General features: G+C 54.4%; 16 protein-coding genes and 1 pseudogene. All 17 read left to right on the forward strand.

All coding sequences use genetic code 11. The features are described 5' to 3' along the window. Positions 1-24: 24 nt before the first annotated feature. The 17 genes and pseudogenes from WMO44_RS04425 (at position 25) to fic (ending at position 12,371) form a co-directional block, all read left to right on the forward strand. A complete protein-coding gene (locus WMO44_RS04425; RefSeq protein WP_349151875.1) occupies positions 25-570 on the forward strand; it encodes a hypothetical protein in 546 nt (181 codons plus the stop codon). Between the two features lie 254 nt (positions 571-824). Continuing rightward, entirely contained in the window at positions 825-2,051 is a 1,227-nt protein-coding gene (locus tag WMO44_RS04430) for a reverse transcriptase domain-containing protein (RefSeq protein ID WP_349151876.1), read from the forward strand. Beyond that, positions 1,994-2,302: a hypothetical protein gene (locus tag WMO44_RS04435; RefSeq protein WP_349151877.1), complete on the forward strand. Its 309-nt coding sequence runs from the start codon at positions 1,994-1,996 to the stop codon at positions 2,300-2,302. The genes WMO44_RS04430 and WMO44_RS04435 overlap by 58 nt, the downstream gene beginning before the upstream one ends. Before the next feature lie 13 nt (positions 2,303-2,315). Continuing rightward, on the forward strand, positions 2,316-2,591 hold the full coding sequence (locus WMO44_RS04440) for an XkdX family protein (protein ID WP_349151878.1): 276 nt from the start codon (positions 2,316-2,318) through the stop codon (positions 2,589-2,591). A 9-nt stretch (positions 2,592-2,600) separates the two neighbouring features. Then, positions 2,601-3,017, forward strand: coding sequence for a YcbK family protein (locus WMO44_RS04445; protein WP_349151879.1), 417 nt, complete (start codon positions 2,601-2,603; stop codon positions 3,015-3,017). A 5-nt stretch (positions 3,018-3,022) separates the two neighbouring features. Then, positions 3,023-3,328: a hypothetical protein gene (locus WMO44_RS04450; protein ID WP_349151880.1), complete on the forward strand. Its 306-nt coding sequence runs from the start codon at positions 3,023-3,025 to the stop codon at positions 3,326-3,328. 3 nt (positions 3,329-3,331) lie between these two features. Further along, positions 3,332-3,601, forward strand: coding sequence for a phage holin (locus tag WMO44_RS04455; RefSeq protein WP_097779756.1), 270 nt, complete (start codon positions 3,332-3,334; stop codon positions 3,599-3,601). Positions 3,602-3,929: 328 nt separating this feature from the next. Beyond that, a pseudogene (locus WMO44_RS04460) lies at positions 3,930-4,223 on the forward strand (sporulation initiation factor Spo0A C-terminal domain-containing protein); the annotation flags it as partial. A gap of 139 nt (positions 4,224-4,362) precedes the next feature. Beyond that, positions 4,363-5,082 (forward strand): DNA alkylation repair protein, encoded by a 720-nt coding sequence (locus WMO44_RS04465; protein WP_349151881.1) that lies wholly within the window; start codon positions 4,363-4,365, stop codon positions 5,080-5,082. Between the two features lie 91 nt (positions 5,083-5,173). Further along, positions 5,174-5,884 carry a UMP kinase gene (gene pyrH, locus WMO44_RS04470; protein WP_349151882.1) on the forward strand — a complete coding sequence of 237 codons (711 nt, stop codon included), beginning with the start codon at positions 5,174-5,176 and terminating at the stop codon, positions 5,882-5,884. Between the two features lie 103 nt (positions 5,885-5,987). Beyond that, positions 5,988-6,542: a ribosome recycling factor gene (gene frr / locus WMO44_RS04475; RefSeq protein WP_055185167.1), complete on the forward strand. Its 555-nt coding sequence runs from the start codon at positions 5,988-5,990 to the stop codon at positions 6,540-6,542. A gap of 93 nt (positions 6,543-6,635) precedes the next feature. Further along, on the forward strand, positions 6,636-7,349 hold the full coding sequence (gene uppS / locus WMO44_RS04480) for a polyprenyl diphosphate synthase (RefSeq protein WP_117930162.1): 714 nt from the start codon (positions 6,636-6,638) through the stop codon (positions 7,347-7,349). 118 nt (positions 7,350-7,467) lie between these two features. Further along, a complete protein-coding gene (locus tag WMO44_RS04485) occupies positions 7,468-8,328 on the forward strand; it encodes a phosphatidate cytidylyltransferase (RefSeq protein WP_113621110.1) in 861 nt (286 codons plus the stop codon). Between the two features lie 19 nt (positions 8,329-8,347). Then, positions 8,348-9,499 carry a 1-deoxy-D-xylulose-5-phosphate reductoisomerase gene (dxr, locus tag WMO44_RS04490; protein WP_349151883.1) on the forward strand — a complete coding sequence of 384 codons (1,152 nt, stop codon included), beginning with the start codon at positions 8,348-8,350 and terminating at the stop codon, positions 9,497-9,499. Between the two features lie 67 nt (positions 9,500-9,566). Beyond that, positions 9,567-10,679: a M50 family metallopeptidase gene (locus tag WMO44_RS04495; protein WP_349151884.1), complete on the forward strand. Its 1,113-nt coding sequence runs from the start codon at positions 9,567-9,569 to the stop codon at positions 10,677-10,679. A 15-nt stretch (positions 10,680-10,694) separates the two neighbouring features. Then, positions 10,695-11,741, forward strand: coding sequence for a flavodoxin-dependent (E)-4-hydroxy-3-methylbut-2-enyl-diphosphate synthase (gene ispG, locus WMO44_RS04500; RefSeq protein ID WP_349151885.1), 1,047 nt, complete (start codon positions 10,695-10,697; stop codon positions 11,739-11,741). 15 nt (positions 11,742-11,756) lie between these two features. After that, positions 11,757-12,371 (forward strand): protein adenylyltransferase Fic, encoded by a 615-nt coding sequence (fic, locus tag WMO44_RS04505; protein WP_349151886.1) that lies wholly within the window; start codon positions 11,757-11,759, stop codon positions 12,369-12,371. Positions 12,372-12,406 lie beyond the last annotated feature (35 nt).

A 12,406-nucleotide genomic window follows, 5' to 3' on the forward strand; every position in this document is an offset into this window, starting at 1 on the left:
TTTGTTTGAAAGAAGGATTTTTGCGTGTCTAATATTCCTAAAAGTAGGAGAAAAGCGACCTCATTGGATGCTTTGGCACTGGCCCAGAATATTCGCTCTGAAATTACAACGGAGTTGATGCTGACTTTTGGGTACAGCGAAAAACGGCTGGAACAGCACATCCGTAAAGTCACAGATTATATTCAGGACGATGCGCTGCGGGAACGAGCTGCAGCTCAACTTCGGGAGACTAATCAGGACTTTAGTATGTGGTTTATTGAGAAAGAGCGGGACGAGGTTCTGAGGCTTTCTCGTGGAATATCGGCACACCTTCGGGCAGCTAACACGATCAGTCCTGTCAATATGAGTGAGTTTGAGGAGCGCAGACTGCAACTGGACAAAGCGCTGGAATGTTGCAATGTGCTCCAGGACGAACTGAACTATATTGCAAAAGTTCTGCCTGCTGACAAAAACAAATACACGCGCATTGTATTGAAGCTTGAGAAAGACTTCAACCTCATTAAAAAATTGCGGCAATCTGATAACGGGCGTTTCCTACCGCACATTCAGACAGCCGCAAAGTCCGAATAACAACAATTGGGTAGCCTTTGAAAAGTTTCGTCTACGTACTTCGCGAATGTGAACAACAACGGTAATGCGAACTACAACAACGCTTCGAATGAGAATGGCGTTCGTCCCGATTTCACATCCGTGCATTATGGACAGGATTCCCTACACGGCAATGGGAAAGGAAAGGCTATCCGTTCGGGAGATAACCCGATGAATGATAACTGTGACGGTTCCGGTTACGACCGATGAACTTACAGCACAGTTTATGAGGCAAAATGAATCCTTATTACGACACAAACGTTCTCTATGATGCGGGAGACCGCGCAATGAATGGCTCCCAGTTTAAGTATGCTTCGAAACTTTATAAGTTGAATCAGCTTCTCATCACAGCAAAATTACAGAAGGCACTTCAAAATGGAACTTACCATCCGAAAGGGAGTATGAAGTTCCGATATCGTGAGCGAGGAAAGGAACGCCTCATTTCCAGCATCGTGACCCCTGACAAGGCGGTGAATCATGTAATTTGTGACGAGGTGCTGACTCCATATCTACAAAAGTTTCTACAGTACGACAATTCGGCATCTCAGAAGGGGAAAGGCGTAGCATTTCATCGAAGGCGTTTTGAAAATGACCTGCGTAACTACTACCGCGAAGAAGGTACGAATGAAGGGTATGTGCTTTTTATCGACTTCAGCGGGTATTATGCGAACATTCAGCATGAACCGTGTAAGGCGGTGCTTCATGAGCTACTCGAAAAGAGCGGTCTAAGTGATGAACTTCGGCTTATCACCGAGGACTTGATGGATGAGATTTTCAAGACGTTCGAGATGGATGTCAGCCGATTCTCGGACGAGGACATTGAAGCCATGATGAATGGCAAGGTTGACCCTTTTATGAACATGGGCGTGCCGAAAGAGCTTTTGACCGGTGAAAAGATGCTGGCAAAGGGAGCCGATATTGGCAACCAGCTGGCGCAAAACATTGGTATCACATTTCCTTACCGAATCGATAACTACTGTAAAATTGTCTGCGGCATGAAGCATCAAGGCCGCTATTCTGACGATATGCATATCATCCATCGGAGCAAAGAAGTGCTTCTGAAGGTTTTAGAGGGTGTCAAGACAATCGCGGCAGAGTACGGGCTGATTCTCAATGAGAAAAAGACGCACATCTGCAAGCTTTCTGGCGAGTATCGTTACCTTCAGATGAAGTATACGTTGCTTCAAAATGGAGTGGTTGTACGAAGAATTCACCCAAAAGCAATCACAAGAGAACGCCGTAAATTAAAGGCTTATAAGCGCCTGCTGGACAAAGGAATCGTAACCATAGAAGAAATTGATGGTTATTTTCGCTCCTGGCTCAGCGGGAACTACAAGTATATGAGCCGCGACCAAATCTATAAGATGAACAGTCTGTACGTGAAGCTGTTCGGAAGGAGTGTAACATGGAAGAAAGGGCATGGAAGGTTACGTTGGCTGATGGCACATCCCTCGGCAGCCTGAAGCTGAACGGTAACAACTTCATCAGTACCACCGAAGTCACCAAAGAGATGTTCGAGGACAATCTGACAGAAGTGACCATCGAGGGCGGTGACACCATCGAGAAGCATGAGAACATGGAACTGGTGCAGATCAGCAAGATGGGCGAAGAGTGGTGGTTCATCCTGCGGGATATTCCGGCAGAGGAACTGGAGCAGATGGCTCTGAAGGCACAGCTGGATTATCTGAGCATGATGGTTGACCCCGAGCTGTAAGGAGGAGTTCAAAATGGCAAATCACAGTAAGAAGTTCAATGATGTGCGTTCCTACTACAAGTACCACATGTGGAAGAAGCGGCAGGTCGTGAATGCCGTGAAACAGGGCTGGATCACGGAGTACGAGTACGAGGAGATCACCGGCGAAAGCTATCCCGTACAGAAAGAGGAAGAAGTGGCCGTGGCAGCCGCGCCGGTTACTGAGACTCCTCAGGTTCCTGTTACGGCGGAGACCGAGAGCAACGCTAAGGGTGCAAGTGAGGAAGCAGATGTGACCTCCGAGGAATAAGGAGGGTATATGAGCATCGAAGCATATTCTCTTCTGAAGAACGGCAACCTGAAGCTCTCGGAACACTTCAAAGTTCGGGAGTTTTATTGTCGAGACGGCTCTGACCCGATTTTCGTGGATACAGAGCTTGTGGAGATTCTGGAGAAGATTCGTACCCACTTCAACAAGCCTGTGTCCATCACGAGTGCATTCCGCACGGCAAGCTGGAACGCTAAACAGAAGAATGCCGCCAAGTACAGCCAGCACCTCTATGGCAAGGCGGCGGATATTCAGGTGCAGGGTATCAGCGTGGAGCAGGTCTATGCCTATGCAGACAAGTTGCTTGCGGGCAGGGGAGGCGTTGGCATCTATCCTCCCGGCCTTGGCAGAGCGAACGGCTGGGTGCACGTGGACGTGCGCAAAGAAAAGAGCCGGTGGAGGGGGTGATGCCAATGCAGAGTATTCTTTCCTTCATCAGCGCTCACTGGATGGAATGGGCAATCGGATTACTTAGTTTTGGCTGGGGCTACCTCATCAAAAAGATGACCGAGTACAAGAACATCAAGGACGGTTTGCTCGCCATCATGCACGATCGGCTGTATCAGATGTCTACCTTCTTTCTCAAAGAGGGGTACATTAACACGTCGGCTCTGAAAAATCTGGAATACCTTTATAATAGTTATCATGCTCTTGGCGGAAACGGCACTGGTACAGAACTGTACACCCGCGCCAAGGGGCTGCCAATCAAGGAGGACTAACATATGAATGCGCATATTGTAACGAACCGCAGCATCTCGGCTGGTACCATCGCACGAACTGCTGTTCTGCTGCTGGCCCTGACCAACCAGGTGCTTTCTGCTCTGGGTAAGCCGGTTCTTCCCATCGAAAGTGCTCAGCTGGAGCAGTTGGTAAGTGTCGGTATCACGACCGTGGCTTCTCTCGTGGCCTGGTGGAAGAACAACTCGTTCACGCAGGAGGCTCTGGCCGCTGATGTGGAATACGAGCGCCAGCGGAAGCTGAACGGGAAATAATTGATATTTGAGGCGAGGAAGAGAAAAGGGCAAACAATATCCTGACTGAATGTTTTTCTCCGACCACCTGAAATAATTTCATCTGACACTCATCGTTGACCCGATAGGTCTGTTTTAGATTGGAGTGGCCGGTAAGATGAAGAAAGACCCTGTGATATTTATGCTGGCCCTCTAGGGCTGCCATGAAAATTACAGGGTCTTTTATTTTTGCCCTAGAAAATGTTGCAATTTGAGCGTAGAAGTCGTATACTGGCAGCATAATGAATCATTTGCACGCACACCGATAAATACAGAGATTTTTGACTGAATTTATTGCCTACCTATTATATATCAGTTCCTGCGGGATGCCATTTTGCTCACCATGAACGAGCCGGAGTACATCAACGCTGTGACCAAGCGCCTGTACCCGGAAATCGCCAAGAAAAACGGCACCACCGCCAGCCGTGTGGAGCGCGCAATCCGCCACGCCATCGAGGTGGCGTGGGACAGGGGAGACGTGGATACCCTCAATAGCTACTTTGGCTATACCATCCACAACCTGCGCGGAAAACCCACCAACAGCGAGTTCATTGCGATGATCGCCGATAAGATGCGGCTGGATAAGCGGCAGAGAGTGGGGTAAACAAGCAGGAAAAACAGAAACGGGGATACTATTATAGAAAGCGCGGGATGCTCCAAAGGCTTCATCTGAAAAGGTGGAGCCTTTTCTCTTTGCATTTTCCCTCCCATCTGGTACAATGATGCAGAAGGGAAGTGACGAAATGCCGGAAGTGGATGTGATCCGTGCGCAGCTGTTTGCGCTGCAAGATAAGGAATATCGGGTCTTTTACAGCCGTCTGATGCCCACCCTGCCACCGGAAACGGTGATTGGGGTGCGGGTGCCGCTGCTGCGTAAGCTGGCAAAACAGCTGGCAAATACCCCGGAAGCGGAGACATTTCTGCAAAAACTTCCGCATTTTTATTATGAAGAAAACGCCCTCCACGCCTTTCTGCTGGAGGCTGTCCGGGACTACGGCGCGGCGCTGGAAGCTACCGAGCATTTTTTGCCCTATGTGGATAACTGGGCAGTCTGCGATTGCTTCAGCCCCAAGGTGTTTGCGCAGCATAAGCCGGAGCTGCTGCCTGCTATCCGGCGCTGGCTGGGCTCTGACCAAGTGTATACCGTGCGCTACGGGATCGGGATGCTGATGCGGTATTATCTGGACGATGACTTCCGGTCGGAATACCTGGCTTGGGTTGCGGCGGTGCACAGCGAGGAATACTATGTCAATATGATGCGGGCGTGGTATTTTGCCACTGCACTGGAAAAGCAGCCGGCAGCGGCACTGCCGTGGCTGACCGAAAAGCGGCTGGACGTGTGGACGCACAACAAGACCATTCAGAAAGCGGTGGAAAGCTACCGCATCCCCCCGGAACAAAAGCAGGCTTTGCGGGCGCTGCGCATCCGTTCACAAAAGCTTTGCGAAGAACGGCGCGTTTGACTGTTTACATTGTGGGAATTTTATTGTAAAATATAGTATAGTAAAAATGCCGGGCTATCCGGCGAAAGATAAAACAGGTGGTGTTTGGATTATGGCATTGAAATATAAGCGTATCCTTTTAAAGATCAGCGGCGAGGCGCTGGGCGGCGAAAAGGGCAGGGGCTTTGACGAGCCCACCATGGACGCCATTTGCGGCGGCGTGAAAAAGGCGCACGAGCTTGGCGTGCAGATCGGCATCGTGGTAGGCGGCGGCAACTTCTGGCGCGGCCGCTCCAGCGGTAAGATGGAGCGCACGCTGGCCGATAAGATCGGTATGCTGGCTACGGTGATGAACGCACTGGCTGTTTCCGATAAGCTGGAACAGCTGGGTGTGCCCACCGAGGTGTTCACCTCGATCACCATGCCGCAGGTGGCTCCTGCCTTTACCCGCAAGGATGCCTTGCGCGCTATGGACGAGGGCAAGATCGCTGTGTTCGGCGGCGGCACCGGCAACCCCTTCTTCTCTACCGATACGGCTACCGCCTTGCGCGCCGTGGAGGTGAGCGCCGACGTGATGTTCAAGGCAACCATGGTGGACGGCGTTTACGATAAGGACCCCCACAAGTACCCGGACGCCAAAAAGTACGATACCCTTACCTTTACCAAGGTGCTGGAAGATCAGCTGGCTGTTATGGACGGTACCGCAGCTACCCTGTGCCGCGACAACAAGCTGCCCATTCTGGTGTTTGATCTGGCCGACCCGGACAACATCGCACGGGCTGTGCAGGGCGAGAACGTGGGCACGCTGGTCTATGAGGGCTGAGCATAGCACCCCGGTGCAACTGCATACGATTGGATAGAGCAGCAGCGGCGCAGTACGCTGCCTGCATGGATCAATAGAATAAAGAAACAGGAGAACAACGACAATGAGCAGCAACACCAAGGTTTTCGAAGATAAGATGAAGAGCTCTGTGGAGCACCTGAGCCGAGAGCTGGCCGCTGTGCGCGCAGGCCGCGCAAACCCCGCCGTGCTGGATAAGGTGGTCGTGGATTACTACGGTGCTCCCACCCCCATCCAGCAGTTGGCAGCTGTGGCAGTCTCTGAGGCACGTACCCTCACCATCACCCCTTGGGATCGCACTCTGCTGCGTCCCATCAGCAAGGCAATCATGGCCAGCGATGTGGGCATTACCCCCATTGATGACGGCGTTACCATCCGCCTGAACTTCCCCGCACCCAACGAGGAGCGCCGCAAGCAGCTGGCAAAGGAAGTCTCCAAGCTGGGCGAGGACGCCAAGGTTGCCGTGCGTAACGTGCGCCGCGATGCTATGGATAAGGCCAAGGCTATGAAGAAGGCCGGCGAACTGACCGAGGATACCCAGAAGACCATGGAAGAGGATGTCCAGAAGCTGACCGATAAGTATATCAAGAACATTGATGCTGCCGTGGAAGAAAAGCAGAAGGAGATCATGGCCGTCTGATCCGCAGCACACAATAACGATTGGGAGGTGCCGTGCGCTGGTGAAAGGTGCGCGGCACTTTTTGCAGGGCAGCCCTGCTGCCGGGAGGTATAAATGGCACACCCCAAAGAATTTGCCGAGGGGCTTTCCATCGGCATCATCATGGACGGCAATGGCCGCTGGGCGAAAAACCGCGGTCTGCCCCGCACCGCAGGACATAAGAAGGGAGCGGCGGTGTTCAAGGATATTGCCAACTATTGCGATGAACTTGGCGTAGCATCGGTGTATTTCTACGCGTTCTCCACCGAGAACTGGAAGCGCCCGCTGGAAGAGGTGGGTGCCATCATGAAGCTGTTCGCCCAGTACCTCATCGAGGGTTTTGACTACAAAAACCGCAATATCCGCATCAAGTTCTTAGGTGACCGCACCGCGCTGGATCCCAAGCTGCAAAAGATGATGAATGAACTGGAAGGGGACTCTGCCTGCAAGACCGGCATGACTTTGAACATCGCCATCAACTACGGTGGCCGCCCGGAGATCGTGCGGGCGGCGCAGCAGTTGGCTGCAAAGGCCGCAGCAGGCGAGATCCGCCCCGAGGACATCAACGAGCAGATGATGAGCGATGCCATGTACACCGCCGGACAGAAGGACCCGGACTTTATCCTGCGTCCCAGCGGTGAAAAGCGGCTGTCCAACTTCATGCTCTGGCAGGCCGCCTATTCGGAACTGGTGGAGATGGATGTGCTCTGGCCGGACTTTACCCGCGCCGATCTGGACACCGCCATTGAGGAGTTCAACCACCGCAGCCGCCGGTTCGGCGGCATCTGAGCGGTTCAGTAACCGTATTGCAAACCCTGCACCTAGGGTGCAGACCCGGTACTTCCTCGGGTCGGAATGCGTTGCCCTGCAAGGGACTGCTGCCGGAAGAACAAAGGAGATCAAACCTATGAAAACACGCATTATTACTGCGATCGTGGGCATTCTTGTGCTCATTGGCGTGATGTTTACCTTCAACACCATGGTGTTCAATCTGGTGATCGCAGCCATCACCCTGATCGCCATCCACGAGATTTACAGCGCCCTCGGCTTTGAAAAAAAGGACTGGCTCATGTACGCAGTGCTGGTACCCTACACATTGCTGGTCATGCTTTCCAGTTACAGCGCCATGCGCAAGCTGGTCATGCCCATGTCTTTTGTACTGGTCACCTTTTTTGCCATCTATCTGGTGGTGCGCAACGGCACCATCAGCTACCAGAAGGCCAGCGGTCTTTTGGTGTTTTCGGGCATCGTGATCTTCTGCTTCTACTCTTTTATCCTGCTCAAGGAGCGTCTGCCGGTGGAAAAATTTGGCTATGATGCGGTTTTCTTCATTCTGCTCATCCTCTGCTTTGCATGGGGCGGCGATACCTGTGCCTATTTTGCAGGCCGCGCCTTTGGCAAGCATAAGCTGTGCCCGGTGGTCAGCCCCAAAAAGACGGTGGAGGGCGCCATCGGCGGTGTGCTGGGCACCATGGTGTTCGGCGTGGTCGCTACCCTCATCTACTCTATTGCGGCAAACCGCATGGAAGCCTTTACCCGCTCTAATATCGGCGTTTCCATGTATGTTATCATCGCGCTGCTGGGCTGCATCGCCGCAGTGCTGGGCATCTACGGCGATCTGTTTGCCAGCGTGGTCAAGCGCCAGTGCGGCATCAAGGACTACGGCACCATCTTCCCGGGTCACGGCGGCATTCTGGATCGCTTCGACAGCGTGATGTTCATTGCGCCTTTCGTGACCATGGTCATTACCGCCGTGTTCTACGCCTGATACAGGGGAGGAAGCTGTTATGTCTAAAAAAATTACGCTGCTGGGCTCTACCGGTTCCATCGGTACCCAGAGTCTGGATGTCATCCGCGCCCAAGGGTACGAGGTCTATGGCCTTTCTGCCCATAGCCATGTGGAAAAGATCTTGCAGCAGATCGAGGAGTTCCACCCCAAATATGTCTGCATGACCGACCCGGATGCCGCCGCAAAGCTGGACGCTGCGCTGGCAGGCCGGGCAAACGCGCCCAAGCTGCTTACCGGCCCGGAGGGGCTGAAGGAGCTGGCAGCGCTGGACGGCCCGGATGTGGTGCTGAACAGCGTGGTGGGCATTGCCGGCCTTGGTGCCAGCCTGTGCGCCATCGAAAGCGGCCACGACTTGGCGTTGGCCAACAAGGAGAGCCTTGTCACCGGCGGTCATCTGGTCACGCAGGCTGTGGAAAAGCACGGGGTACAGCTGCTTCCTGTGGACAGCGAGCACTCCGCCATCTTCCAGTGCCTGCAGGATAAGGAAAGCGCCCCCAGCCTGACCAAAATTCTGCTCACGGCCTCCGGCGGCCCCTTCTTCGGCATGACCACCGAGCAGCTGCGCGGCAAGACCCGGGCAGATGCCCTCAAGCACCCCAACTGGAATATGGGCGCGAAGATCACCATCGATTCTGCCACCCTGATGAACAAGGGTCTGGAACTCATCGAGGCTGTATGGCTCTTCGGTCTGCCGCCGGAAAAAATTCAGATCGTGGTGCAGCGCCAGAGCATCGTCCACTCTGCGGTGCAGTTCAGCGATAATTCGATCATCGCGCAGCTGGGTGTGCCGGATATGCGCATCCCCATCCAGTACGCCCTGACCTACCCCAAGCGTGTGCCGGGTGTAGTGCCGGAACTGGACTTTACCACCCTGAAGCTGCTCACCTTCGACGTGGCCGATGAAAAGACCTTCCGCTGCCTTGCCGCCTGCAAAAAGGCCATTCGCAAGGGCGGTCTTGGCCCCTGCGCCGCCAACGGTGCCAACGAGGAAGCCGTTAAGCTGTTCCTTGAGGACAAGATCGGCTTTTTGGATATCGGCCGCTTGGTGGAGGCTGTTGTGGATAGCGACAGCTTTGGCGGCGACTATACGCTGGCAGACGTGTACGAGTGCGACCGCATGGCGCGCGCATTCGTGCGGGCACACCTGTAACGCTTTATCAGCAATATACGCCCAGACGCTGTTTTTGTAACGGCTCCGGGGCGATATGGGAGAACGAATGTCATTTATTATCACCATCCTTGCTGCGCTGCTCGTGTTCAGCGCGGTGATCGCCATCCATGAATTCGGGCATTTTGCAGTGGCAAAGCTCTGCGGCATTCAGGTCAATGAGTTTTCCATCGGCATGGGGCCGGTGCTCTGGAAAAAGAATCATAAAGGCACCCAGTACAGTCTGCGTGCCCTGCCTGTGGGTGGCTTTGTAGCGCTGGAAGGGGAGGAAAGCCCCGAAAGCCAGCAGGCAGAAACTGCTCATACTGTGCAGGAGCAGCCCGCCCCGGAGACGGAAGCGTCTGTGCAGCCCACCGGCATCCCTCTGAACGAGGCACCGGTATGGCAGCGGGCACTGGTCATGGTAGCCGGTGCTGTCATGAATTTCGTGCTGGGCTTTGTGGTGCTGGTGTTTTTGATCGCCGCCCAGAATGAGCCTATCACCAGCAAGACCATCTACGCCATTCAGGACGGTGCTCTTTGTGGGCAGACCGGCCTGCAGGCGGGGGACAAGGTTCTGGCGGTGAACGGCCGCCGCTGCTTTGTGGCTAATGATATCCTGTATGAGCTGGTGCGCACCCGGTCTTACAGCGCAGATTTTACCGTCCTGCGGGACGGCCAAAAGGTGCAGCTGCCGGGGGTGCAGTTCGACACATGGCAGGACGAGAAGGGCGAGACCCACATGAGCATCGGCTTTTCCGTCTATGGGCTGGAAAAGACCCCCGGCAATGTGCTGCGGGAGGCGGGCAACAGCGTGCTGTATTACGGCCGCATCGTGTTCACCTCTCTTATTGACCTGCTGCGCGGGCGGGAGAGCATCAACAACCTTTCCGGCCCGGTGGGCATCGTGTCGGCCATCGGGCAGGCCGCCAGCTACGGCTGGCAGGACTTGCTGGAACTGCTGGCGCTGATTACCGTCAACCTTGGTATCCTAAACCTACTGCCTTTCCCGGCGCTGGATGGCGGCAAGGTGGTATTTTTGGTCATTGAAGGCGTCACCGGCCATGCTGTGCCGGAAAAGCTGCAAAGCGTGCTCACCCTTGCAACCTTCGGGCTGCTGTTCGGGCTGATGCTCTTTGCAACCTACAACGATATTCTCCGGCTTATTACCGGGACAGTATAAGAAAGGGGAACCCTTATGCGGCAGAAAAAACGTGAAGTGAAGATCGGCAATGTGACCATTGGCGGCAGCAACCCTATTGCGGTGCAGACCATGCTCAATGTGCCGGTGGAGGACATTGAGGGCAATGTGGCACAGGCCAAGCGGTGCGAAGCCGCTGGCTGTCAGATTTTGCGGGTGACCTGCCCCAGCCCGGCAGATGCAAAGTGCATCGAGGCCGTCAAAAACGCGGTGAATATCCCCATCGTGGCGGATATCCACTTTGACTATAAGGCTGCGCTGGCCTGCGCGGATGTGGGCGTGGATAAGATCCGCATCAACCCGGGCAACATCGGCGATGACGACCGGGTAAAGGCGGTGGTGGATGCCTGCCAGCAGAAGAACATCCCCATCCGCATCGGCGTCAACGGCGGCAGTCTGGAAAAGCACATTCTGGCGCGTTACGGCGCACCCACCCCGGAAGCCATGGTGGAAAGCGCTTTGTACCATGTGCGCCTGCTGGAAAAGTTCGATTTCAATAACATCGTCATCTCCATCAAAAACTCCAACGTACCCCGTATGATGGAAGCCTACCGTCAGCTCAGCGCCGTCACCGACTACCCGCTCCATGTGGGCGTCACCGAGGCCGGTACCTATCAGATGGGCCTGCTGAAAAGCGGCATGGGTATCGGCGGGATGCTGCTGGAGGGCATCGGCGACACCATCCGCGTGTCGCTGGCTGCCGACCCGGAAAAAGAGGTGGAAGCAGGCTTCAACATCCTGCGCGCCGTGGGCTTCCCCGTCACCGGGCCGGAGGTCATCACCTGTCCTACCTGCGGACGCACCCAGTACCCCTGCACCGAGATCGCCAACGAGGTGGAAAAGCGGCTGCAGGGCTACAAAAAGTCCATCAAGGTGGCCGTGATGGGCTGCGTTGTCAACGGCCCCGGCGAAGCCCGCGAAGCCGATATCGGCATTGCAGGCGGCAAGGGCGAGGCCGTGCTGTTCATCCACGGCCAGCCCATCAAAAAGCTTACCGGCGATAACATTCTGGAACAGTTCATGGATGAAATCTATAAACTGTAAGATGGGAGCTGTTTTATGGCACTGCAAAACAAACTGGGGCTGACCGATGAGGTCGCCCTTGCCCGCGCAGAGGAAAAGCTGAGCAAGCAGAAGGCGCTGGCGCTGTATGATACTGGTCTGCTGGATACTTTTCCGGTAGGTACCTTTGCAGGGCTTGCAAAGATCCATGCGTATCTGTTCGGGGAAATCTACGATTTTGCCGGGCAGCTGCGCACAGTGAACATCGCCAAGGGCAATTTCCGCTTTGCGCCGGTCATTTACCTGCATGCGGCGCTGGAGGGCATCGATGCCATGCCGCAGTCAACTTTTGACCAGATCATTGAAAAGTATGTGGAGATGAACGTTGCGCACCCCTTCCGGGAGGGCAATGGCCGCAGCACCCGTATCTGGCTGGACTGCATCCTGAAAAAAGAGCTGCATCAAGTGGTGGACTGGAGCCGCGTGGACAAGGAGGATTATCTTCTTGCCATGGAGCGCAGCCCCATCAGGGACTTAGAAATCAAGACCCTGCTGCGTGCGGCACTGACGGATCAGATCAATGACCGCGAAGTGTATATGAAGGGCATTGATGCAAGCTACCATTATGAGGGCTATCAGGTCTTTAAAACAGAGACCCTTGCACCGGATTGACAAGAAACTTTTCCCTACTGCCACACCTGCAAAAA

The organism is Faecalibacterium tardum, from assembly GCF_040096515.1.
Taxonomy (GTDB): Bacteria; Bacillota; Clostridia; order Oscillospirales; family Ruminococcaceae; genus Faecalibacterium; species Faecalibacterium tardum.

Bases quoted from the DNA above. Each gene is read 5' to 3' on its own strand.
- WMO44_RS04485 (WP_113621110.1), top strand. From the start codon at position 7,468: ATGAAAACACGCATTATTACTGCGATCGTGGGCATTCTTGTGCTCATT.
- ispG (WP_349151885.1), top strand. From the start codon at position 10,695: ATGCGGCAGAAAAAACGTGAAGTGAAGATCGGCAATGTGACCATTGGC.
- dxr (WP_349151883.1), top strand. From the start codon at position 8,348: ATGTCTAAAAAAATTACGCTGCTGGGCTCTACCGGTTCCATCGGTACC.
- WMO44_RS04440 (WP_349151878.1), top strand. From the start codon at position 2,316: ATGGCAAATCACAGTAAGAAGTTCAATGATGTGCGTTCCTACTACAAG.
- WMO44_RS04435 (WP_349151877.1), top strand. From the start codon at position 1,994: ATGGAAGAAAGGGCATGGAAGGTTACGTTGGCTGATGGCACATCCCTC.
- WMO44_RS04450 (WP_349151880.1), top strand. From the start codon at position 3,023: ATGCAGAGTATTCTTTCCTTCATCAGCGCTCACTGGATGGAATGGGCA.
- fic (WP_349151886.1), top strand. From the start codon at position 11,757: ATGGCACTGCAAAACAAACTGGGGCTGACCGATGAGGTCGCCCTTGCC.
- pyrH (WP_349151882.1), top strand. From the start codon at position 5,174: ATGGCATTGAAATATAAGCGTATCCTTTTAAAGATCAGCGGCGAGGCG.
- WMO44_RS04465 (WP_349151881.1), top strand. From the start codon at position 4,363: ATGCCGGAAGTGGATGTGATCCGTGCGCAGCTGTTTGCGCTGCAAGAT.
- WMO44_RS04445 (WP_349151879.1), top strand. From the start codon at position 2,601: ATGAGCATCGAAGCATATTCTCTTCTGAAGAACGGCAACCTGAAGCTC.
- WMO44_RS04495 (WP_349151884.1), top strand. From the start codon at position 9,567: ATGTCATTTATTATCACCATCCTTGCTGCGCTGCTCGTGTTCAGCGCG.
- frr (WP_055185167.1), top strand. From the start codon at position 5,988: ATGAGCAGCAACACCAAGGTTTTCGAAGATAAGATGAAGAGCTCTGTG.
- WMO44_RS04455 (WP_097779756.1), top strand. From the start codon at position 3,332: ATGAATGCGCATATTGTAACGAACCGCAGCATCTCGGCTGGTACCATC.
- WMO44_RS04430 (WP_349151876.1), top strand. From the start codon at position 825: ATGAATCCTTATTACGACACAAACGTTCTCTATGATGCGGGAGACCGC.
- uppS (WP_117930162.1), top strand. From the start codon at position 6,636: ATGGCACACCCCAAAGAATTTGCCGAGGGGCTTTCCATCGGCATCATC.